This window comes from Hymenobacter koreensis (assembly GCF_039541855.1).
GTDB lineage: Bacteria > Bacteroidota > Bacteroidia > Cytophagales > Hymenobacteraceae > Solirubrum > Solirubrum koreensis.
Map to the genome: position 1 here is coordinate 218,420 of NZ_BAABHA010000004.1, position 21,672 is coordinate 240,091.

The 21,672-nt window shown below is 58.1% G+C and carries 17 protein-coding genes; 3 read left to right on the plus strand and 14 right to left on the minus strand.

Annotated elements, in window-relative coordinates; translation table 11 throughout:
* Window positions 1–14 precede the first annotated feature (14 nt).
* From ABD903_RS09835 to ABD903_RS09845, 3 genes are read left to right on the plus strand one after another with little or no spacing between them, the layout of a single operon-like run.
* Window positions 15–1,328 carry an NAD(P)H-dependent oxidoreductase gene (locus ABD903_RS09835; protein WP_345223742.1) on the plus strand — a complete coding sequence of 438 codons (1,314 nt, stop codon included), beginning with the start codon at window positions 15–17 and terminating at the stop codon, window positions 1,326–1,328.
* 39 nt (window positions 1,329–1,367) lie between these two features.
* Window positions 1,368–2,486 (plus strand): NAD-dependent epimerase/dehydratase family protein, encoded by a 1,119-nt coding sequence (locus ABD903_RS09840; RefSeq protein ID WP_345223744.1) that lies wholly within the window; start codon window positions 1,368–1,370, stop codon window positions 2,484–2,486.
* A complete protein-coding gene (locus tag ABD903_RS09845) occupies window positions 2,483–3,772 on the plus strand; it encodes a UDP-glucose dehydrogenase family protein (protein ID WP_345223746.1) in 1,290 nt (429 codons plus the stop codon). The genes ABD903_RS09840 and ABD903_RS09845 overlap by 4 nt, the downstream gene beginning before the upstream one ends.
* A 92-nt stretch (window positions 3,773–3,864) precedes the next feature.
* On the opposite strand, the gene rfbC is transcribed toward ABD903_RS09845, so the two are convergent.
* The 14 genes from rfbC to ABD903_RS09915 form a co-directional block, all read right to left on the minus strand.
* Window positions 3,865–4,407 carry a dTDP-4-dehydrorhamnose 3,5-epimerase gene (rfbC, locus tag ABD903_RS09850; RefSeq protein WP_345223748.1) on the minus strand — a complete coding sequence of 181 codons (543 nt, stop codon included), beginning with the start codon at window positions 4,405–4,407 and terminating at the stop codon, window positions 3,865–3,867.
* A 96-nt stretch (window positions 4,408–4,503) separates the two neighbouring features.
* Complete coding sequence (gene rfbF / locus ABD903_RS09855; protein ID WP_345223750.1) at window positions 4,504–5,394, minus strand: glucose-1-phosphate cytidylyltransferase; 891 nt, start codon at window positions 5,392–5,394, stop codon at window positions 4,504–4,506.
* Window positions 5,395–5,590: 196 nt separating this feature from the next.
* Window positions 5,591–6,346, minus strand: a complete 756-nt coding sequence (locus tag ABD903_RS09860; RefSeq protein ID WP_345223751.1) for a WecB/TagA/CpsF family glycosyltransferase — start codon at window positions 6,344–6,346, stop codon at window positions 5,591–5,593.
* A gap of 226 nt (window positions 6,347–6,572) precedes the next feature.
* Entirely contained in the window at window positions 6,573–7,970 is a 1,398-nt protein-coding gene (locus tag ABD903_RS09865) for an undecaprenyl-phosphate glucose phosphotransferase (RefSeq protein WP_345223754.1), read from the minus strand.
* A 294-nt stretch (window positions 7,971–8,264) separates the two neighbouring features.
* Entirely contained in the window at window positions 8,265–9,674 is a 1,410-nt protein-coding gene (preA, locus tag ABD903_RS09870) for an NAD-dependent dihydropyrimidine dehydrogenase subunit PreA (RefSeq protein ID WP_345223755.1), read from the minus strand.
* Window positions 9,675–9,676: 2 nt separating this feature from the next.
* Window positions 9,677–11,008 (minus strand): FAD-dependent oxidoreductase, encoded by a 1,332-nt coding sequence (locus ABD903_RS09875; protein ID WP_345223757.1) that lies wholly within the window; start codon window positions 11,006–11,008, stop codon window positions 9,677–9,679.
* A gap of 105 nt (window positions 11,009–11,113) precedes the next feature.
* Complete coding sequence (locus tag ABD903_RS09880) at window positions 11,114–11,341, minus strand: hypothetical protein (protein WP_345223759.1); 228 nt, start codon at window positions 11,339–11,341, stop codon at window positions 11,114–11,116.
* Between the two features lie 90 nt (window positions 11,342–11,431).
* Complete coding sequence (locus tag ABD903_RS09885; protein ID WP_345223761.1) at window positions 11,432–12,298, minus strand: nitrilase-related carbon-nitrogen hydrolase; 867 nt, start codon at window positions 12,296–12,298, stop codon at window positions 11,432–11,434.
* Between the two features lie 248 nt (window positions 12,299–12,546).
* Window positions 12,547–13,923, minus strand: a complete 1,377-nt coding sequence (hydA, locus tag ABD903_RS09890; protein ID WP_345223763.1) for a dihydropyrimidinase — start codon at window positions 13,921–13,923, stop codon at window positions 12,547–12,549.
* Window positions 13,924–14,081: 158 nt separating this feature from the next.
* The gene (locus tag ABD903_RS09895) at window positions 14,082–15,869 is read right to left on the minus strand and encodes an NCS1 family nucleobase:cation symporter-1 (protein ID WP_345223765.1); all 1,788 of its coding nucleotides are present in this window, start codon (window positions 15,867–15,869) and stop codon (window positions 14,082–14,084) included.
* A 42-nt stretch (window positions 15,870–15,911) separates the two neighbouring features.
* Window positions 15,912–17,264 carry an aminotransferase class III-fold pyridoxal phosphate-dependent enzyme gene (locus tag ABD903_RS09900; RefSeq protein WP_345223767.1) on the minus strand — a complete coding sequence of 451 codons (1,353 nt, stop codon included), beginning with the start codon at window positions 17,262–17,264 and terminating at the stop codon, window positions 15,912–15,914.
* A 189-nt stretch (window positions 17,265–17,453) separates the two neighbouring features.
* A complete protein-coding gene (locus ABD903_RS09905; RefSeq protein ID WP_345223769.1) occupies window positions 17,454–18,926 on the minus strand; it encodes a CoA-acylating methylmalonate-semialdehyde dehydrogenase in 1,473 nt (490 codons plus the stop codon).
* 219 nt (window positions 18,927–19,145) lie between these two features.
* The gene (locus ABD903_RS09910) at window positions 19,146–19,601 is read right to left on the minus strand and encodes a DUF2141 domain-containing protein (RefSeq protein WP_345223771.1); all 456 of its coding nucleotides are present in this window, start codon (window positions 19,599–19,601) and stop codon (window positions 19,146–19,148) included.
* A 629-nt stretch (window positions 19,602–20,230) separates the two neighbouring features.
* Window positions 20,231–21,430: an XdhC family protein gene (locus tag ABD903_RS09915; RefSeq protein WP_345223772.1), complete on the minus strand. Its 1,200-nt coding sequence runs from the start codon at window positions 21,428–21,430 to the stop codon at window positions 20,231–20,233.
* Window positions 21,431–21,672 lie beyond the last annotated feature (242 nt).

Sequence of the window (21,672 nt, forward strand, 5' to 3'; positions counted from 1 at the left end):
ATTTTTATTTTCACATGTTCATTCTTGATACCGCGCTAAAAGCCCGGCAGCAAGCCGGTAAGCCCATTCGGGTGGGTTTGTGGGGCGCCGGCGAAATGGCCAAAGGCATGGTCAACCAAGTCATGCGCTACACGCCGGGCATGGAAGTGGCTGTTATTGCCAACCGCACCCTCAGCAAAGCCCACGAAGCCTTCGAGTATACCGGCCACACAGCGCAGGAATGCTCTGATCTAGCCTCGCTGCAAGCCTGTGTTTCCGGGGGCGGTTTTGCCGTCACCTCGAATGCCGAGCTTCTGTGCGAAGTGGAGGGCTTGGATTTGCTGGTGGAATGCACCGGCACCATTCACTACGCCGCCAACCTCATCATGAAAGCCATTGAGCACAAGCGGCACGTGCTCATGTTCAACCCCGAAGTCGACGCCACCATCGGGCCCATTTTGAAAGTGTACGCCGACAAAGCCGGCGTAATGCTCAGCGGCTGCGACGGCGACCAGCCCGGCGTTATCATGAACCTGTACCGGTTTGTGAAGGGCCTGGGGCTGACGCCGCTGCTGTGCGGCAACATCAAAGGGCTGCAGGATTTTTACCGCAACCCCACCACGCAAGCCAGTTTCGCCGCCCGCTGGCAGCTCACGCCCGAAATGGTGACCTGCTTTGCCGACGGTACCAAGATTTCCATTGAGCAGGCCTGCGTGGCCAACGCCACCGGCATGGGCGTGGCCCAGCGCGGTATGCTCGGCTACACCCACGACGGCCACATCGACGACATGGTAGACCGCTACGATGTAGACGAATTGAAGCGCCTCGGCGGCATTGTGGACTACGTGGTGGGCCCCAAGCCCGGCCCCGGCGTGTTCGTGTACGCCACCACCGACGACCCCAAAACCAAGCACTACCTCGAGTACGGCAAGCTGGGCCCCGGCCCGCTGTACAGCTTCTACACGCCCTACCACCTCATTTACGCCGAAATTCCGATGTCCATTGCCCGCATGGTGCTGTTCCAGGACATTATTATGGCGCCGCTGGGCGGACCGGTAGTGGAGGTAATTACCCTGGCCAAAACGCCGCTGCAAGCCGGACAGACACTTGATGGCTTGGGTGGCTACCACACCTACGGGCAGTGCGAAAACGCCGAAACCGCCCGCCTGGAAAACCTGCTGCCCGTGGGCCTGGCCGAAGGCTGCGTGCTCAAGCACGACCTCCCACGCGACCACGCCCTCACCTTCGACGACGTGATTCTGCCGCCCGATAACCTGGTGCAGCGCCTTTACCGCGAACAAAACGCCCTGTTTTTTCCCGAGCTGCAAGCCAAAGCAGTTTTGGCCTAACGGACGGCTACTTCCCCTCCACCTATTTGCCTTTGCGCCATGATTGAAGCCCTAGCGCCCCAGGTCGACAACCGCATTTTGCGGGAAGACATGCTGGCCATCTATGAAAACCTGAGCCCCCACGAAATCAATAAGCTGCGCAATTCTACCGTTCTGCTCACGGGCTGCGGTGGCTTTCTGGGCTACTATTTCATGCACTTTTTCGCGCATTACGCCGAGGAGCTGCATATCAAACGAATTATTGCGCTGGAAAATTTTCTAACCGGCACCAAAGACTGGCTGAACCAATTAGTTGCCAGCAACCCCGACGTAATTAAGCTCCACGAATTCAACGTTATTACAGATTCGGTAGCCGATATTCCAGGCGCTGAGAATGCCGACTTTATTATTCACATGGCGTCCATTGCGTCGCCTACGTTTTACCGCATTTACCCCCTCGAAACTGTTGACGCCAATATTACCGGCCTGCGCCGGCTGCTGGATTATTACGCCGAGAAAAAGTTGCGCGGTTTCCTGTTTTTTTCGAGCAGCGAAATCTACGGCGACCCGTTCCCCGAGTTCATTCCCACGCCCGAAACCTACCGCGGCAATGTAGCTACCATTGGCCCCCGGGCCTGCTACGACGAAGCCAAGCGCTTCGGCGAGACGCTCTGCTACCTCTTCGCCCAGAAATACGACATGGCCATTGGCATTGCGCGGCCGTTCAATAATTACGGGCCGGGCATGAATATCAACGACAAACGCCTACCTGCCGATTTCGCCAAAGCCGTGGTAGAAAGCCGGGACCTGGAAATATTATCCGACGGCACGCCCACGCGTACGTTCTGCTACATTTCCGATGCCATTACCGGCTACCTCAAAGTAATGCTGCACGGCAAATTCGACGTGTTTAATATTGGCATGGATCAGCCCGAGTTATCGGTGCGGGAATTTGCCGAAATATTTAACCGCGAAGGCAAAGAAATATTCGGTTATCAAGGCCACATTTTCTTCAGTAAATCCGCTGATCAGGAATACCTGACCGACAACCCCAACCGGCGCTGCCCCGACCTCACCAAAGCCCGCACCGTGCTCGGCTACAACCCCAGCGTACGGGTAGAAGACGGCATCCGCCGCTACCTGAATTTCCTCCACCTCACCAACGGTCAACTCGCATGATAACGGTACTCGGACTTGGCTTCGTGGGCCTCACCACAGCCCTCGGGTTCAGCAAAAAAGGATTCAAGGTGTACGGCTTTGACGTGAACGAGCCGCGGATGGCCAAGATCCGCCGCTACGAAGTGCCGTTCTACGAACCCCACCTCGACGAAGCCCTGCGCGAAGAGCTCGGCCAGAACTTCATCATCGATGCCCCGCTGGCCGAGGCGGTGAACGACAGCAAAATCATCATTGTGTGCGTGGGCACCCCCAGCAACCCCGATGGCAGCGCCAACCTCGGTTACCTGCTGGAAGCCGTGAAGCAGGTATTTGAAGCCAGCGACGGGGAATTCAAGGTTATCGTGACCAAATCAACGGTGCCGCCTTCCACGGTAGCCACCAAGGTGAAGCCTTATGTAGACGAGTTGAACCGGCAGTACCACAAGCCCATCGGCCTGGCCTCGAACCCCGAGTTTTTACGTGAGGGCTACGCCTGGGACGATTTCATGCAGCCCGACCGCGTGGTGATTGGCGTGGAAGACGAGCAGTCGAAAGAGCTATTGAGCCAGGTTTACCTGCCCTTCAACGCGCCCATTCACTACGTAAGCTACAACTCGGCAGAGTTTATCAAGTACCTCTCGAACACGCTGTTGTCGACGCTTATCAGCTTCTCGAACGAAATGGCCATGGTCGCCGACCACATCGGAAACATCGACGTGGCCGGTGCCTTCAAGATTCTGCACCAGGACAAACGCTGGACCGGCGCCCCCGCTTCCATGGCCAGCTACGTGTACCCCGGCTGTGGCTACGGCGGCTACTGCCTGCCCAAAGACACGGCAGCACTCAGCAGCATTGCCCAGGAACACGGGTTCACGCCTCACATTCTGGAAGGCAACCTCCGGATTAATGAGGAAGTGAAGGATTTCGTGGCCGACAAAATCACGGCTGCCGTTCGGCCCGAAAGCCGAATTGGTATCCTGGGCCTGGCTTTCAAAAGCGGCTCCGACGACGTGCGGCTCAGTCCCAGCAAGTTTATTATCGAGAAACTGTTGGCCAAAGGCTACACCAACATCGTGGCCTACGACCCCATGGCCAACGAGGTGTTTCAGCAGGAGTACAACCTCCCCATTGCCTATGCTAATTCCCTGGAAGACGTAGTAGCCCAAGCCGACGAGCTGGTGCTGCTCACCAGCTGGCCCGAGTTCAAGCAGAACAAGGAGCTGCTAACTACCAAACGCCTCTTCGATTTCCGCTACGTTTTTCCGGAACTGCACCGCCCTACGGTAGCCAGCACCGTGGCTTCGTAAGCCGGCACTACATCACACACCACGAAAACGCCACGTGCTGCACATAGCACGGGGCGTTTTCGTGGTGTGTGATAGTTGATATTCAGTACTTGCTAATGATGCACGAGGAGGTTGAAATTCGGGTGCCGCTGGTCTTTCTCAGAAACCAAGGTCGGCTGCAGGGGCCACTCAATCCCGAATGCGGGGTCGTTCCAGCGGATGCCGCGCTCAAAGCCGGGCGCATATTTGGCCGAGACTTGGTAAAACACGTCGGTGTCGTCTTTCAGGGTGACGAAGCCGTGGGCAAAACGTCCTGGCACCAGCAGCATGCGGAAGCTCTCGGCGGTGAGTTCTATGCCCAGCCACTGCCCGTACGTGGGTGATTCTTCACGCAAGTCAATAATGACATCGTAAATGGCGCCGCGGGTGCAGCGCACCAGCTTGGTTTCCTCATGGGGCGGCAGCTGGTAATGCATGCCGCGCAAGGTACCGCGCCGCGGGTTCGACGACAGGTTGGCTTGCAGGGGCGCGGCCGTAATACCGTAGGCGGCAAACTCATCCTGGCACCAGGAACGGGCAAAGAAACCCCGCTCATCGGCCATGCGCTCCACATCAATAATGAATGCGCCGGCCAGCTCCGTTTCAAAAAAGATCATGGCAACGAAAAGATAGACAACGAAAAAGGACGGACGAACCCGCCGCCGGAAGTTGACAGCGGGCCGTTAAGCGCCGTAGCCAATCAGCAACGGGCTTTAATCGAGCGGCATTACGGTGGGCGTGGCAACCCGTTCGCCTCTGCGGGCCTGCACTGGCGTGGCGAGAATTTCGGCCAGTACCGGGTCTTCGTGCAGGGGTTCGGGGTCGTTGCTCCACACTTTCCAGCGGGCTTTTCCTTGCTGCCAAAGGTCTTCCAGCAGGTTTCGGTCGCGGAGGGTGTCCATGGGTTGCCAGAAACCATCGTGGCGGTACGCGGCCAGCTCACCGGCTATGGCGAGGCGTTCCAGGGGGGCTTTTTCCCAAATGGTTTGATCATCTTCGAGGTAGTCGAACACACCGGGTTCCAGCACAAAAAAGCCGCCGTTAATCCAGGGTGTTTCGCCGCCTTCGGGCTTTTCGGTAAAAGAGTGAATGGCAGAATCGGTTTCGGAAAGGTTAAACACCCCGAAACGACCGGGCTGGCGCACTGCCGTGAGCGTAGCCAGTACGCCCTGCTGCCGGTGGAAACGCACGGCTTCGCGAATGTCAATATCGCCCACGCCGTCGCCGTAGGTCATGCAAAACGTTTCGTTGCCAATATGCTCACGCACGCGGCGCAAGCGGCCGCCGGTCATGGTTTCCTGGCCGGTGTCTACCAGGGTTACCCGCCACGGCTCGGCATTGGTGCGGTGCACCTGCATTTCGTTGCGGTCCATCTGGAACGTTACGTCCGCGTTGTGCAGGAAGTAATCGGCGAAGTATTGCTTGATCATGTGGCCTTTGTAGCCGCAGCACACCACAAACTCACGAATGCCGTGGTGGGCGTACAACTTCATAATGTGCCACAGAATAGGACGGCCGCCTACTTCAACCATGGGCTTGGGTCGTACCCCGCTTTCTTCGCTGATGCGGGTGCCGTAGCCGCCCGCCAGAATTACCGCTTTCATAGTTATGTAGTGGAGAGGTGGAGTAAGTCAGCTGAAATAATTGGAGTGAAGCAGCAAACCCAAGGCTTGATCTGACGACGCCGTTCAATAACTAAAGATATATTTTATTATAAAATTCTTATAAATATCTAAATAATAAATTATTTAAAGTATAAATCAACTTGTTTTCATTATATAATATAAAATACTACCGTGCTTAAGTTTTCGGATGCAGTGAGCCCATGCTGCGCAGCATCAGCCAGATAAAGCGTGAATTGGTGAGCAGATAGCGTCGCCACAACCGCCGCGGCTCCAGCCACAGCCGAAAGGCCCATTCCAGCCACAATCGGCGCGCCCATACAGGCAAGCGGCGTTCCAGGCCAGCGTAGGTAAGAAAAGCCTGGCCTACCCCAAGCATACAGGCCCGAATACGACCTTGGTGCGCCGCCATCCACTGCTCCTGGCGCGGGCAGCCTAAGGCCACAAACAGCAGATCGGGGTCGGCGGCATTGATGCGGGCTACTATCTCCGCGTCTTCGGCGTCGGAAAGAGGCCGGAAGGGCGGCGAGTAGCTGCCGGCAATGCGGAGTTGGGGTAGCTCGTGGCGGGCCCGGGCTTCCAAGGCAGCCAGCACTTCGGGCGTGGTGCCGTAGAAATAAACCGATTGGCCGCGCTCGGCGGCAGCCTCCAGCAACGCTGGAAGGGCATCCATGCCAGCCACTCGCTCTTGGCGTGGCCCGCCAAACCAGCGCACCGCGGCAGCCACGGGACTACCATCGGGAGCTACTACGGTGGCTTGGTTCACCACCCGTCCGAAATCGGGCTGGCGGTGCGCTTCCACTACCATGTGCACGTTAGCAAAACACACGTAGGCCGACGAGCGGGCGGCGCCCAGCTGCAAAACGGCGTCGACAAAGGAGGCAGGCGGACCGGTGGAAATCCAGGTGCCTAAAACTTGATGGCGGGGAAGCACGGCAAATAGGTGGAGGAGGGAACGGTAAGTGAGATGGTTGGAGAGCGAAACCCTCGACGCAGTTGCAGCCCGCTGCTCCACCAACGGCGGCTACGGTTGCGCAGCATCCCCACTCCTACAAACTGCGCCAAACAGCTTGCTATCCAGGAGAAGGTCTGCCATTCCGATGGTTTCGCTCCCCAGACCATCCCAGTATCTGAGGCCGGCGGGGAACAGGAAGGAGTACTTAATAGGCGTTTTTTTCGCCCTTTACCATGTTCCACACGGTTTGACCAATAATCTTCATATCGAGCCCGAACGACCAGTTTTCCATGTACTTCAGGTCGTATTCCACACGCTTTTCCATGGTCCCGGCCTCGCGGGTTTCGCCGCGGTAGCCGTTCACCTGGGCGTAGCCGGTAATACCGGGCGTTACGGCGTGGCGCAAGTGGTACTGGGTAATGTGCTTGGAGTATTCCTCCAACTGCGACACCATGTTGGGCCGCGGTCCGACCACCGACATATGCCCGAACAGCACGTTAAAGAACTGCGGCAGCTCGTCGAGGTTAGACTTGCGCAGAAACTTCCCAATGCGGGTAATGCGGGCGTCACCTTTGGTGGCTTGGAGCTCGGTTTTGCCGTGGTCGGTGCGCATGGTGCGCAGCTTGTAGCACGGGAACAGCTGGTTGCGCTTGCCCGGCCGCAGCTGCTTAAAGAACACCGGGCCCGGCGAGTCCAGTTTAATAAGCAAGGCCAGCAGCGGCAAAATGAACGGGAATACCGTGCAAATAACCGTAAGGGAAAAAGCCACGTCGAACACCCGCTTTAACAGCTGATTGGTACGAATTCCGAGCGGCTCGCGCCGAATGGTGAGAATGGGCAGGTGGTCGTAGAAGTACACGTTCACGTCCTTGCGCATGGTGCCGCAGAAATCGGGAACGATGCGAAACGAGAGAAAATGCTGATCGGCGAAGTGCGATAGGTCTTCGATTAGCTCCCGCTGATCGAGGGGCATGGCGAAGTAAATTTCATCGACGTGGGCTACCCGGCAAAACGCTTTCAGGTCTTCCACACGGCCTCGCACCAAAGCGCGCAGCGCGTGGGGCATGGGCTCATCGGCAAAGAAACCCACAAATTCGTTGCCCACCGGATCGTGCGAGGCGAGGAAACGGTAGAGGCTCTGGCCGCTTTCGCCGGCGCCCACAATTACGTAGCGGCTGGCGGGCCGGGCCATGTGGCGTAGGTACATGCGGTAGCTAAACGCCAGCAGAAACCGGCCGCCCACCACCGCCATGAGCGACAACGTGTAAATGGAAACCAGGAAGCGCGCCGACACCCAGTACTGCTGCAATACCACCGCGCCGATTCCCAGCAGCACGGCGTGCAGCAGAAACGTACGCATGAGGTACAGTAACTTCTCGGGGTAAGTAATCAGCCGGTCTACGCGGTAGATGTTGGCGTAATGACCCGAGAGAATCCACCACAGCAAGGCGAATACGGCGAAAAAAGCAGTGGCGAGGCCATCGAAGTACCAACTTCCGCTAACGAAATAACTCGATACACGGAATGCTCCGAAAATCAGCAGAACATCAATAAGGGGCAAGACGATGCGCGACGCGTCGGAATAGTGGCGGTAGCGTTCCATAGCAGCGGGCGGAGTGTGCGGAGTGGAATGGTGCAGCCAGTAAGGGAAAGCGGCACTGGTAAGTAGACCAAATAACGTATACAATTTACTTTAGTCAATATTTTTTATAACAAATTTTATAAAAAGTATAATACTACTTCGTTATGTGCAGTTTGTGTGTTTCCATTGACGTATTGTCGCAAGATGTTTTCAGAGTGCAACTTCCTAGTAATCAACCCAAAGCAGCATGTGTAAACAAAAAGCCTCCGACAGATTCGTCAGAGGCTTTTTGTGTAACTTTTAGCTGAGGCGAGACTACCCCGGCGTTAGTACGTCGGGAGTAGCACCTATTGCGGAGGCCGGACTGCCCATTGCCCGAGCTTTGCCGGGGAGGGTTTTGTGCCGCTCCTTGCCCAACGCTGCGGCTGGTTCGGGTACCCAATGGTGCAGCCCGCCGGCGCGTGGGTCGTTGAAGGTCACCGGAATATCGTTGGCATCGGTGCGCTCTTTCCAGGTGAGGTGCTCAGTGCCGTCGTCGCGGCGCTCCATGGTAATGCACTGCTCCACGGGGCACACCAACGAGCAGAGGTTGCAGCCCACACAGTTTTCCTGAATGATTTCGGGCACGCGGGAGTCCTCGCGCAGGGCAATGGCTTGGTGGGCGCCGTCTTCGCAAGCCGTATAGCACAGCTGGCAACCAATGCACTTGTCTTCGTTGATCTGGGCTGTGACTTTATACTTCAGGTTGAGGTCTTCCCAATGCTTTACGTTCGGCAGGGCCTTGCCCACGAAGTCGTAGATGGTGTTGAAGTTCTTCTCCACCATATACTGCTCCAGTCCGGCCGTCATTTCCCGAATAATGCCGAAGCCGAAGTGCATGGCCGCCGTGCAAACCTGCACGCTGGAAGCACCGAGCAGGATATGCTCCACGGCGTCGCGCCAGTTCTCGATGCCACCGATGCCGGAAATGGGCAGACGCACGTTGGGGTCCTGGGCGCAGTTTTTCACCATGTTCAGGGCAATGGGCTTCACAGCCGGGCCGCAGTAGCCGCCGTTTGAGCCTTTGCCATCCACAATCGGGTAAGGCGCGAACTGGTCGATATCAACACCCACAATACTTTGAATGGTATTGATGAGCGAAATGGCATCGGCGCCGCCGGCGCGGGCAGCGCGGGCTGGCTCGGTTACGTCAGAAATATTGGGCGTGAGCTTCACAATCACCGGAATGCGGGCCACTTCCATCACCCACTCCACAATGGTGCGCAGCACTTCCGGCTCCTGCCCCACCGCCGAACCCATGCCCCGCTCGCACATGCCGTGCGGGCATCCGAAGTTCAGCTCAATGCCGTCGGAGCCAGCGTTGGTTACGTCGCGCACAATGTCGTGCCACTCCTGGCGACTTTGCACCATGAGCGAGGCAATAACGGCGTGGTTGGGGAAGCGCTTTTTCACTTCCTCAATCTCGCGCAGGTTGTCGGCCAACGGGCGGTCCGAAATCAGCTCGATGTTGTTGAAACCCACCATGCGTTTGTCGCGGTAGTTCACGCTGCCGTAGCGGCTGGAAACGTTTACCACGGGCACACCCAAGGTTTTCCAGACTGCCCCGCCCCAGCCCGCGTCGAAGGCTTTCATTACCTGATAGCCCGAGTTGGTGGGCGGCGCCGAGGCCAACCAGAACGGATTCGGCGACTTAATGCCAGCAAAATTTATCGACAGATCGGGCATGGCTACAGCTGGTTGGAGAGGTACTCGTGAATGCCGCGGGCGGCTACTTTGGCTTCGGCGGCGGCATTCACTACTTCGGCACCGCCGTTCAGGGCGTCGCCGGAGGCGAAATACTGTGGGTTAGTGGTTTGACCGGTGCGGGCATCGGCCACAATGCGGCCTTTGCTGTCGGTTTGCAGGCCGGGAATCAGGCTCAGAAACTGGGTTTGCTTGGATTGGCCGGTGGCTTTAATGACCATGTCGCAGGGTTCCACAAACTCACTGCCGGGCACAATCTGCACCTGCCCTTCCTGAATAGCGGTGCGAATGAATTTCACTCCCTCCACCTTGCCGTTGCCCACAATTTCAACCGGGGCCACGTTGAATAGGCCCTTCACGCCCACGCCCTTGGCCAGGTCGTACTCGAAGTCGTAGGCGCCCATTTCCTCCTTGCCGCGGCGGTACGCCAGAATCACATCTTCGGCGCCCATTCGCGACGATTCCGAGGCGGCGTCCATGGCGGTGTTGCCGCCGCCCAGCACGATTACCTTTTTGCCCACGGCCACGTGATGATGCTGTACCCGCAGCTGCTCGATAAATTCTACGGCCCCAATGCAATTATCCCGCTCCTCCCCCGGTAGCAGCAAAGCATTGGTGCGCCCTAGCCCGATGCCGAGGAAGATGGCGTCGTACGTTTTTTCCAGCGCCTGCAGTTCCTCACGCGAGTTGATGGGCTGGTTGTAGTGCACCTTGTAGCCAAACTGCGACTCCAGGTACTCCATTTCCGCCAGCGTCTCGGCGTTGGTGATTTTGTAAGGAGCTACCCCGTACAGCGTCAGGCCGGAGGGCTGGGCTTTGGCCTCGAACACGTCCACTTCGTAGCCCAAGGCCCGCAGCTCGCAGGCTGCCGAAATACCTGCTGGCCCGGCGCCAATCACGGCCACCTTGCGCCCATTCGGTGTGCCAGGTCCGAACAGCTTTTTGCCGCTGTCGATAACCTTGCGCGTGGCGTGGCTCTGCAACCGCCCGATTTCAATGGGCTTCTGCTCGTTCAGGTTGTACACGCAGGCGCCTTCGCAGAGCACCTCGGTGGGGCACACTTTGCCACAGGCGTTGCCGAAGTAGTTGGCCTCGTAAATGGTTTTGGCCGCGCCGGTGGTATTGCCGGTATTAATCTGCCGGATGAACTGCGGAATGTCGATGCCCGAGGGACAGGCCTTGATGCAGGGCGCATCGAAGCAGAACAGGCACCGGGAGCTTTCGTACAGCGCCTCGGTGTTGCTCATCAGGGGCTTGATCTGAGCAAAATTCAGATCAAACTCCTGCTCGGTGGTGGGAGTTTGGTACTCAGCCATAAGGCGGCTTTGGTTGCAGAAAAGGAAGGAGAATATTATGCAGCACAGCCGGGATGTTCCGACTACACTGCATGATTTGTTGCTGTTAGCGCAGGTTCAAGCTGGTTAGCTGACCATCATGTAAGCAAGGCCTAATCCAACCAGTCCCAGCCCAAGGAGGATGACGCCCAAAATCAGATTGGCATAGCCGACGTCTTTCTTCTCGGTGTCGCCACTCCGTCGGGCCAGCTGGAAACCACGCCAGGTCAAGAATAAGCCGACAGCACTAAGGGGGAGCAAAAGCAGCAAGCCCAGTCGAGATACAAAAGGCACGACAAAGCCCAGCAGCAGCAAAACAAACGGCGTAGCGTAGCAGTAAGTCGCTCTTTTGTAACAGGCTATAATATCTGCTCTACTTGGTACTGCTGGCGTTTCGGGCTCCATTTACAGCTCCACCAGCTTTTCGTACGTCTCCGGGCGACGGTCGCGGAAGAACTGCCAGGTGGCGCGCACCTCGTCAATCATGTCCAGGTCGAACTCCGATACCAGCAGCTCGTCTTTGTACTCGTCGGCCTGCGCAATGATTTGGCCGCGTGGGTCCACGAAGTACGAGGTGCCGTAGAAGCGGCCCAGGTTCCAGGGTTTCTCCTCCCCCACCCGGTTGATGCAGCCCATGAAGTAGCCGTTAGCGGCCGCGTGCGCGGGTTGCTCTAGCTTCCAGAGATACTGCGAGAGGCCAGCCACCGTGGCCGAAGGATTGTACACAATTTCAGCGCCGTTTAGGCCCAGCACGCGGGCGCCATCGGGGAAGTGCCGGTCGTAACAGATGTACACGCCCACCTTGGCGTACTTGGTCTGAAACACCGGGTAGCCCAGGTTCCCGGGCTTGAAGAAGTACTTTTCCCAAAAGCCGGAAGTATGGGGAATGTGGTTCTTGCGGTACTTGCCCAGGTAGGTGCCGTCGGCGTCAATCACCGCGGCGGTGTTGTAAAGGAAACCGGCCTGCTCCTTCTCGTACACCGGCACAATAATGACCATGTTGTACTTCTTGGCGTACTCGGCCATGCGCTCCGTAGTGGGGCCCGGCACCGATTCGGCCGAAGCGTACCACGCCTTGTCCTGGCCGGGGCAGAAGTACGGGGTGTTGAAGATTTCCTGCAGGCAAAGTATCTGAACGCCTTGCCGACCGGCCTCCTCAATCAAAGGAATGTGCTTTTGCACCATGGCTTCCTTGATTTCCTCAATCGTGCCTTCGCCTTCGGTCATCGGCAAGCTCATCTGGATCAGGCCAGATTTAACAATTCTTGGCATTGTGGGTACGCGGTTATTTGGTTGGGGAAAAGAGTTTCGATGAGTGTGCTAGAAGCTAATTCTAGCTCCCCTTCTTCTTTTAAGGAGGGGTGGCCGCAGGCCGGGGTGGTGAGGCTAGGGCTAGAAGTTTAGAGCTATAAACAGTTGAGGTATCGATTAACGATTGTCAACCACCCTGCCCTTCGGGCACCCCTCCTCATCTGAGGAGGGGAACTAACTCCTAGCTTCTCACTCCTAGCTCCTATAAGTTAGTAAATCGTTGGGCCTCTTTTGATAAACTGTCCGTAACCGCGCTCCACTTTGGTTACGCCATCGTGCACGGCTACCTGGCCGCGCAGCAGCACGGTCTCTATTTTGCCTGTTAGCTCCCAGCCTTCGTAGCCCGAGTAGTCCACGTTCATGTGGTGCGTATCGGCCGAAATGGAGTGTTTTTTCACGGGGTCAAACAGCACCAGATCCGCGTCGGCACCGATGCTGATGGTGCCTTTGCGCGGAAACATGCCGAAGATTTTGGCGGCGTTGGTGCTGGTTATCTCCACGTATTTCTGCAGGCTGATGCGGCCTTTGTTCACACCCTCCGAAAATAGCAGCTCCATGCGGTGCTCTATAGCGGGGTGGCCGTTCGGAATTTTCGAGAAGTCCTCGGCGCCCATTTTCTTCTGCTCCCACATGAAGGGGCAGTGGTCGGTTCCTACCACCTGCACGAGGCCTTGATTAATACCGGCCCAAAGTGTTTCCTGGTCCTTTTTCTCCCGCAGCGGCGGCGACATCACCCATTTAGCTCCCTCAAATTCATCGCCGTACAGCGAGGCATCGAGCAACAGGTATTGAATGCAGGTTTCCACGAACACGCGCTGGTTGCGCTCGGTAGCACGGCGCACCTGGTTGAGTGCGCCCTCGCAGGTAAGGTGCACGATGTAGGCGTTAACGCCGGTGTAGTTGGCAATGTCCGCGAAACGGCCGGAGGCTTCGGCTTCGGTTACTTCGGGCTGCGAGAGGTAGTGGTAGCGCGGCGTGAGCTTGCCCGCGGCCCGGTGCTGGGCAATGAGCGTGTCAATCATGTCGCCGTTGGTAGCGTGGGCCGTTACCAAGCCGCCGTGTTTGCGCACTTCCTGCATCAGTCCCACCATTTGCGCATCGTCGATCATGAGCGCGCCCTTGTAGGCCATGAAGGTCTTGAAGGAAGTAATGCCCTCGGCCACCATGTCCTTGATTTCTTCCTTGGTACTGGGGTTGAAATCGGTCACGGCCATGTGGAAGCCGTAGTCGCCCACGGCGGTGCCGGTGGCGCGGCCTTGCCACTCGGTTAGGGCTTCGCGCAGGCTGTGTCCCTGCTTTTGCAGCACAAAATCGATGACGGTGGTGGTGCCGCCGTGCAGCGCAGCGCGGGTACCGGTTTCGTGGGTATCGGAGCTGAAAGTACCCATGAACGGCATGTCCAGGTGCACGTGCGGGTCGATGCCGCCCGGTACCACAATTTTGCCCGTGGCGTCGATGACCTGATCGGCTTGCACCGGCAAATCCCGCCCGATGGCAACGATGGTTTCGCCGTCAATCAGGATGTCGCACACGCTGTCGGAATCGGCCGTAACTACGCGGCCGTTTTTGATGAGCAAAGACGCCATTAATAGCAATTAAAAGGGGAAGCCAGACGGAAAATATAGGCATTCCAAAGACGAAATGCAACTATTAAAACCTTCCCTATCCTACTTAAATAAAAACAGCCTTAGCACCACCAGTTAATGCCGGCATTTCCAATTTCGGCCTACCGACCTTGCTGCTTTCAGAAATTAGCAGCTTCTGGAATTGCAGGCACGTTTTTTCCTTGCTTTTGTACCTGCCATCGATAAAACAGAAAATAGCTGACGTAGGCCACTGCAAACCCGGTAAACCACGACAGCGTGTACAAGAAGCCCAGTGCCGGCACCCAGTACCCAACCAAGGCGGTGCCCACGCCTAAAGCCAGGGCAGCCATAGCCGCAGGGTTGAATCCGCTGCCGCCGTAACTGTACTCCCCGTTCGGCCGGTAGAGGTCGGGCAGGTTCAGGTTGCGGCGGCGGATGGTGAAATAATCGCAGAGCAGAATGCCCAGTACTGGCCCGAGCAAGCCGCTGATGAAGGTGAGGATGCCGCTGATTTCATCCATCAGCCACCACGGGCAAATCAGGATGCCAATGATGCCGGCCAGCACACCGCCGGTTCGGAAGCTGATGCGACCGGGCAGCAGGTTGGCAAAAGCATTGGCCGGAGCAATAACGTTGGCCGCAATGTTGGTGCTAAGCGTGGCCACCAGCATTGCCAACTGCGCTACCACTACCACCCACGGGTTATCGAACCGAGCCAGAAACGACACCGGGTCCCAGGGGGCATCGGCCGCCACCAGCAAATCGGGGAACAGCAGCACGGTGGCGCAGGTCACGAAAATACCCACGAACGAGTACAGCACCATAGTGCCCGGCAGGCCTAAAAACTGCCCGGCCACCTGGTCACGCTGGCTGGCCGCGTAACGGGTAATGTCGGCAATGCTCAACGACATGGTGGCCCAAAAACCAACCATAGCCGTAAGCCAAAGCAGGTATTGCCAGAGTTTGGAGCCCAAACTAGCCTCGGTTCCGGCCACGGTTACGGCGGCTTCACTGGAAGTATAGTAACCGCCCTTAGCAGCCGGCGCGCGGTACTGCACTTTTAGGTTAGCGGCGGCAGCCAAAGTGTTTTCCGGGTTTTCACTCAGCTTTTGCAGCGGTAGTGCCTGCCCTTCCTGCACCGGCATCCAGGGTGTGGTTATGGCCTTTCCGGCACCTACGGCAGGTACAATAACCCGGTATTCGGTGGCTTTGGGCTGGCCGTCGGCGCCGTGCAAGGGCGTTGGCTGCAGCACCAACTGCCCCAATTCGGCATCGGACCTCACCACGGCAGCCGATTGGCTGAGTTGAACGCCCTGGGCCAGCACATCGGCGAAACCACCGGTGCGCGTTACGCCCCAGCCGATCAGCACAAGCCCCATCAGGATTAGAAAGGGGGCAGACAGGTTCTCCAGCCACTTAATGCTTTCGGAGCCGCTCCAGATAAAGTAGATGTTGATCAGCCAGAACACCCCGAAGCAGACGAACTTAGGTGCATCCAACTCGAACGTGGCCGATTGGCCGGTTACCGCATTCCAGATGGCGTAAATAGCCAAGCCACCAATCCAGGTTTGCACCCCAAACCAGCCGCAGGCCACCACGGCCCGCACCAGCGCGGCAATGTGAATGCCGTTCGTGCCAAACGCCGCCCGGCCTAGCACCGGAAACGGAATGCCGTATTTCACCCCGGCATGGCCGTTCAGCACCATGGGCACGGTGATGATGAGGTTGGCTACGGCAATGATTACCAGCGCCTCCAGCCAGCTTAAGCCGGCCCGAATCATGTACGAGGCCAGCAAATACGTGGGAATGCACACGGCCATACCCACCCACAGCGCTGCCAGGTGCCATTTGTTCCAGGTACGCAGGCGCGGCGGAACCGGCGCCAAATCGGCGTTGTACAACCGCGACCCGGTCACGTCTTCGTGCAGCTCAACGATGTCGGCCATGATATGCTGCGAATTAAGGCTGTGAGGAACGGGCTGCGGCTGTTAATGCACGTGCTGGTCGGCGATGCGCAGGGCCTGGGAAATAATGTCGAGGCCTTCGTCGAGTTCGTCTTTGGTAATGTTGAGCGGCGGCGCAATGAAAATGTAGTTCCAGCGCACGAAGGTGTACATGCCTAATTCCTTGATCTTGGCCGCCACTTGGTTCATGATAGCCATTTGATCGGGCGAGGCATTCCACGGAGCCATCGGTTCTTTGGTCTGGCGGTTTTTCACCAGCTCCAGGCAGCCGAACAGGCCCGTGTTGCGCCAGTCGCCGATGCTGGGGTGCTGGGCCATCATATCGCAAATGCGGGCGTCGAGGTATTTACCCAGTTCCTGCACGTTTTCCAGCATGTTTTCCTCCTCGTAAATGTCGAGCACGGCCACTGCGGCGGAGCAGGAAACGGGGTGGGCCGAGTACGTGAGGCCCAGCGGCAAAGGCCGGTCGTCGAAGTGCTGGGCAATTTTCTCGTCCACCATTACCGCGCCCAACGGCAGGTAGCCGGCCGTAATGCCCTTGGCCATGCACATCAGGTCCACTTTTACGCCGTGGTGGTCAGAGCCGAACCACTTGCCGGTGCGGCCGAAACCGCTCATTACTTCATCGGCAATGAGCAGGATGCCGTGCTTGTCGCAGATTTCGCGCACCCGCTTCCAGTAGCCGGGCGGGTACTTAATGCAGCCCGAGGTACCCGACTCGCCCTCCATAATCACGGCCGCCACGCTACCGGGGTTTTCGTAGCCGATGATGCGCTCCATGGCCGCAGAGGCTCGTTCGGCGCACTGTTCCGGGGTTTCCGAATACCAGGGGCAGCGGTAGAAATACGGGTTTTCCACGTGCACCACGTTGGGCATGGCCTGACTGTCCACGGCAAAGCGGCGCGGGTCGCCACCGGCACTCATTGCCCCGTAAGAAGCCCCGTGAAACGACTGGTACAACGTTACAATTTTGTGGCGTCCGGTGTACACCCGCGCCAGCTTAATGGCGTTTTCAATGGCCTCTGCCCCGCCCAGCGTAAAGAAGGCTTTGGTGAGGTTGAGAGCTGTTATTTCGGCCAGCCGCTTGCCCAAATCCCCTCGGGCCTTGGTAATCATACCGGGATACACGTAGCTCAACTCGCGCATTTGCGCGGCCACGGCCTCGGTTACCTTTTGGTTGCCATGGCCGATGTTCACGTTCATCAGCTGGGAGCTGAAATCGATATAGCGTTTCCCGTCCCGGTCCCAGAGGTACACCCCTTCGGCGCGCTCGGCGCTAATAGGATTTAAACCCGCCTGTTTCGACCAGGAAAATAGCGTATGGTCGAGATTATCCCGCAGGATTTGCTCCTTGTCGGTGTCGGTGTATGTTTCCATTTTTGGTTGTAGGGAAAGGGCAATTAAAAGCACGCGTTAAACGTGCTTTATCATGAAGCGAAAAATCACAAATTCAGCCAGTACTTATTGCGGAAATCAGCCGGGTACGAATGCAGGAATTAGTTGGAAAGCGAAAATTTAATTCCAGCCGCCAAGATTCGCATGACGCGCTAATTCGCGGTCTAGCTTTTAGCTCATCCAGTTGGTGCGCGACTCGGGGTTCCACTTCGTCGTCACCTTCTTGATCTGGGTCCAGAATTCGATGGAGCTTTTCCCGGTGATGTCGGCGGTACCGAACTTCGACTCGTTCCAGCCACCGAAGGAGAATGGCTCCCGCGGCACGGGCACGCCGATGTTCACGCCAATCATGCCGGCCGAGGCGTTTTCCATTACGTAGCGGGCGTGGGCGCCGCTTTGGGTAAACACGGCGGCGGCATTGCCGTAATTCGAGGCGTTTTCAATGGCCAGCGCCTCGTCGAGCGTCTTGGTGCGGATGATGGCCAGCACTGGACCGAACACCTCTTCGCGGGCAATAGCCATGTCGGGCGTTACGTAGTCGACCACGGTGGCGCCCACGTAGTAGCCGCCCTCCTGCCCTGCCACGGTGGCGCCGCGGCCGTCGAGCAGCACTTTCGCGCCGGCTTGCTCGGCTTCGGTGATGTAACGTTCGATGCGTTCCTTGGCTTCACGGCTGATAACCGAGCCGAGATTTTTACCGGGCACAATGTTGCGCGCCTCGTCCACGAGCTTCTCGATTATGTGGTCGACGGAGCCCACGGCCACCATGGCCGAGCCGGCCATGCAGCGCTGCCCCGCACAACCCGACATAGAAGCTGCCACGTTGGATGCCGTCATTTCCACGTGAGCATCGGGCAGAACCAGCAAATGGTTTTTGGCACCGCCCAGAGCCACGCAGCGCTTCAGGTTGTTGGTGGCGCGGCGGTACACCACTTTGGCAATTTTGGTAGAGCCCACGAACGACACGGCCTGAATGTCGGGATGGTCGCAGATGGCTTCTACGATTTCCTTATCGCCGTTCACCACGTTAAATACGCCGTCGGGCAGGCCGGCCTCTTTCAGCAGCTCGGCAATGCGGCCGGCGCTGATGGGCACTTGTTCCGAAGGCTTCAGGATCATGCAGTTGCCGAGGGCAATGGCGTTGGGCACCGTCCAGTGGGGCACCATGTTCGGGAAGTTGAAGGGGGCAATGCTGGCTACCACGCCCAGCGGCTTGCGTTCGGCACGGCATTCTACTCCTTTGCTTACCTCTAGCAGCTCGCCCGATACCAACTGGGGCAAGGAGCAAGCAAACTCGGTTAGTTCAATGGCTTTTTCGACTTCGGCGCGGGCCTCGTCCATGGTTTTGCCATTCTCCTCGTGCACGAGTAACGTAAGCTCCTGCATGTGCTTTTCCAGCAAGGTTTTGTAGCGGTAAAACACCTGCACGCGCTCCTTAATGGGCATGGCCGACCAGGCAGGGTACGCAGCCTTAGCAGCTTCCACGGCTTGGTTAAGGGCGTCGGTGTCGCTCATCGGGACGGTGGAAATAACCGCGCCGCTTAGCGGACTTACTACGTCCATGGAGCGGGCGGCGGCATCGGCCACAAATTGCCCGGCTACGTAGTTGCGCACGGCCGGGTACTTCAAAACTTCGACTTCCATGTTACCTTATTGTTAAGCGGTTGCAAGTAACGGCTTTGCTTCACATATGCAACTTGCCGGGCGTTTTCCAGCGTTTTTACTCGAAATCCGGCCTACTTTCTTTCAAGAAGCAGATTTTCAGGCAAAAAAAACGCGCCACTGACAAAGCAGCGGCGCGGCAAAATTTACTCGGGCGCAAAGTCAGCCTCCGGTTGGCTGCGTCTGAAAAGGTGGTTTGTGCTACTTCACCAGGTTAATGGTGACTACTTTGCCCGGACCTTCCACGATGAATTTGCAGTCGTCGAAGCCGGGGGCGCTAAACCGGGGGCGGAAGTTGTTGGAGAAGCCGTAGGGCTCGGTGGGGATGCCCACCATATTCTTGTCGAGCTTGTCGTTGTTGTTCACGTCCTGGGTAATGGCCACGGCCCATTCGCCGGGCTCCAGCTCTACGGGTATTACCACTTTGTTCTGGCCATCGGGCTGCACACGCTTGAGCATGGTGTAATGGCCAGGCTTCAGGAAGTTCTCGCGGATGTTGTAGAAATAGAGCTTCACCGTGGAAGTGGTGGAAACCAAATCGGACACGACCACTTTAACGGGAGCCTTAACAGCACCACGAACCGGATCGGGCGGCGCAGCCGCCACACACATCAGGCTGCCGGAAGCAGCCAGGAGAGCTTTGAGAAAGGCGCGCATAAGCAGAATCGAGGGCTAGGTTAGGTTGTGGGCCAAACACCAAGGTCCGTAAAATAATTTACTCCTCTTGCATTTAGCTCCGCCCCTTAGCTTACGAAAATGGTGGCCGGCGGATGCTTCTGCTCCGCTTTTTCAACTCGGTTTTGCGCTACATAAATCAAGCTGAAAGTCAAGCACCTAGCCTCAAGCACGATACCGCTACTCGCCCGGCGCTAGAGCTTTCAGCGTATTGAAATTTCAGGTTGCGGTCCTGCTGAGCGCAGGTGGACCGGGGCTGTACCGCAGACCTCACCCCCCGGCCCCCTCTCCCGTAGAGAGGGGGAGTGTATGCTATCTGGCAAATTATAGCAGTTCTCAGGTTGGTGTTTCTGGACCCCACCCCCGGCCCCTCCCCAAAAAGAGAGGGGTGCCAGACGACCTCGTTGTTTATCTGAACGCACCCCTCTCCTTTTGGGGAGGGGACGGGGGTGGGGTCGAACGGCAACGCGTCCCATACACCGACCGGAGAACCGCTGTGGCAGCGAGTGGGCTACGTCTTCCGGCGGGTCGACTACGCTCATCAGGACGGTCTGGTGGCTTTTTTGGCAAAATCCCAAACACGCTCCTTGCAGGAGTTATTACTTCCCAAGTCAGGCCGGGCAGTGGCTAATGGTGTAGCGCGGGCTCGGCTGAAGCTCGACCGTAGCGGTTCCGTCGTCGAGTGGGCGGGCGTGAATGGCCTCGTTGGTGTGGCGCAGCATGCCGCCGGCCCGTCCCTGGCGTACGGCCTGAATTTCGGCCACAATGGATAGGGCAATTTCCTCGGGCGTTTCGGCCCCCAGGTTCAGGCCCACGGGGCTGTACAGGCGGTCGTTCAGCTGGCTTTCGGCGTCGGGCATGTCCTGGCTCAGCTCTTCGAGCAGGCGGGCTGCCTTGGTGCGTGGCCCCAGCAGACCAATGTAAGGCGTGGGAGCTTCCAACAAGCGTTGGAGCACGGCCAGGTCGTAGGCGAAATTGTGACTGAGCAGTAAGGCGTAATCGGCGGTGAGTGGCAGCGCGGGCACCTCGGCCAGCGGCACAACGCGCACGCCGGCGGCTTCGGGGAAACGTTCGGGCGCAGCTTGGCGCGGGCGCCCGTCGACGACGGTTACGTGCCAGCCGAGCGAGGCGGCGAGGCGCACCAGCGGCTGGGCGTCGTTACCGGCGCCGTACACCGTTAGGCGCAGCGGCGGGCGTAGCACCTCCAGAAACACGCGTACGGTGCCGCCGCTGGCGCTCGGGTACTCGCGCAGCAGGGACTGATCCTGGGTTAGCGCCTGGGTGGCGTCGCGGCGCAGGTGGGCGGTAAGGTCGGGGTTATCGAGGGCGGAGCCGCGCACCTGGCCGTCGGGCATGAGCAGCAGGCGTTGGCCTAAGTCGGCTACGGCTTGGCCGGCGGCGCAACGGAACACGGTGGCCAGTACGGCAGGCTCGGGATGCTGAGCGAAGTCGCGCAGCAGTTCCAACGGGTTGTTGGCATCCTGAAAATCGAGCGGTTCCAAGAGAATGTGGACCACGCCCTGACAGCCGGGACCGAGGCCGTGCCGGGGGTCGTCTTCGTCGGAAGTATCGTAGGTGACGAGAGCAGGCTGGCGGCGCTGCAGGGCCTGACGGGCGCGTTGGCGGGCGTCGCCTTCGAGGCAGCCGCCGCTGATGGCCCCGGTGAGCTGGCCGTCGTCGGTAACGAGCATGCGGGCGCCGGGGCGCCGGTAAGCCGAGCCCTGCACTTCTACCACCGTAGCCAGGGCACAGGCGCGGCCGGCGGCGCGGTATTGGTCGTAGGCGGTGAGCAGGCGCTGAAGTTCGGTCATGGGGCTACGGTAGCGGCAAACAAAGAAACTGAGGCCGAAGCCGCAAGCTTTGCCAGGACAATAAGAGGCTTAGGGCAGTACGCCAAGGCCCAGCGGCCGGTTGTGCTACCGAGGGTGTGGTGAAAATGAAGGGGGCAAGCGGGGTTGGCAGCGGAAATCCATTTCCAAAAACCTATATTAACTAAAGCATTGGGCATCACTCAGGTAACAGTGAAGGGAGGCTAATGCTGGCTCCACCCAGT

Excerpts from the sequence above, each read along its gene's own strand:
- ABD903_RS09835 (WP_345223742.1), top strand. The coding sequence starts at position 15 with ATGTTCATTCTTGATACCGCGCTAAAAGCCCGGCAGCAAGCCGGTAAG.
- ABD903_RS09840 (WP_345223744.1), top strand. The coding sequence starts at position 1,368 with ATGATTGAAGCCCTAGCGCCCCAGGTCGACAACCGCATTTTGCGGGAA.
- ABD903_RS09845 (WP_345223746.1), top strand. The coding sequence starts at position 2,483 with ATGATAACGGTACTCGGACTTGGCTTCGTGGGCCTCACCACAGCCCTC.
- rfbC (WP_345223748.1), bottom strand. The coding sequence starts at position 4,407 with ATGATCTTTTTTGAAACGGAGCTGGCCGGCGCATTCATTATTGATGTG.
- rfbF (WP_345223750.1), bottom strand. The coding sequence starts at position 5,394 with ATGAAAGCGGTAATTCTGGCGGGCGGCTACGGCACCCGCATCAGCGAA.
- ABD903_RS09865 (WP_345223754.1), bottom strand. The coding sequence starts at position 7,970 with ATGGAACGCTACCGCCACTATTCCGACGCGTCGCGCATCGTCTTGCCC.
- preA (WP_345223755.1), bottom strand. The coding sequence starts at position 9,674 with ATGCCCGATCTGTCGATAAATTTTGCTGGCATTAAGTCGCCGAATCCG.
- ABD903_RS09875 (WP_345223757.1), bottom strand. The coding sequence starts at position 11,008 with ATGGCTGAGTACCAAACTCCCACCACCGAGCAGGAGTTTGATCTGAAT.
- ABD903_RS09885 (WP_345223761.1), bottom strand. The coding sequence starts at position 12,298 with ATGCCAAGAATTGTTAAATCTGGCCTGATCCAGATGAGCTTGCCGATG.
- hydA (WP_345223763.1), bottom strand. The coding sequence starts at position 13,923 with ATGGCGTCTTTGCTCATCAAAAACGGCCGCGTAGTTACGGCCGATTCC.
- ABD903_RS09895 (WP_345223765.1), bottom strand. The coding sequence starts at position 15,869 with ATGGCCGACATCGTTGAGCTGCACGAAGACGTGACCGGGTCGCGGTTG.
- ABD903_RS09900 (WP_345223767.1), bottom strand. The coding sequence starts at position 17,264 with ATGGAAACATACACCGACACCGACAAGGAGCAAATCCTGCGGGATAAT.
- ABD903_RS09905 (WP_345223769.1), bottom strand. The coding sequence starts at position 18,926 with ATGGAAGTCGAAGTTTTGAAGTACCCGGCCGTGCGCAACTACGTAGCC.
- ABD903_RS09910 (WP_345223771.1), bottom strand. The coding sequence starts at position 19,601 with ATGCGCGCCTTTCTCAAAGCTCTCCTGGCTGCTTCCGGCAGCCTGATG.
- ABD903_RS09915 (WP_345223772.1), bottom strand. The coding sequence starts at position 21,430 with ATGACCGAACTTCAGCGCCTGCTCACCGCCTACGACCAATACCGCGCC.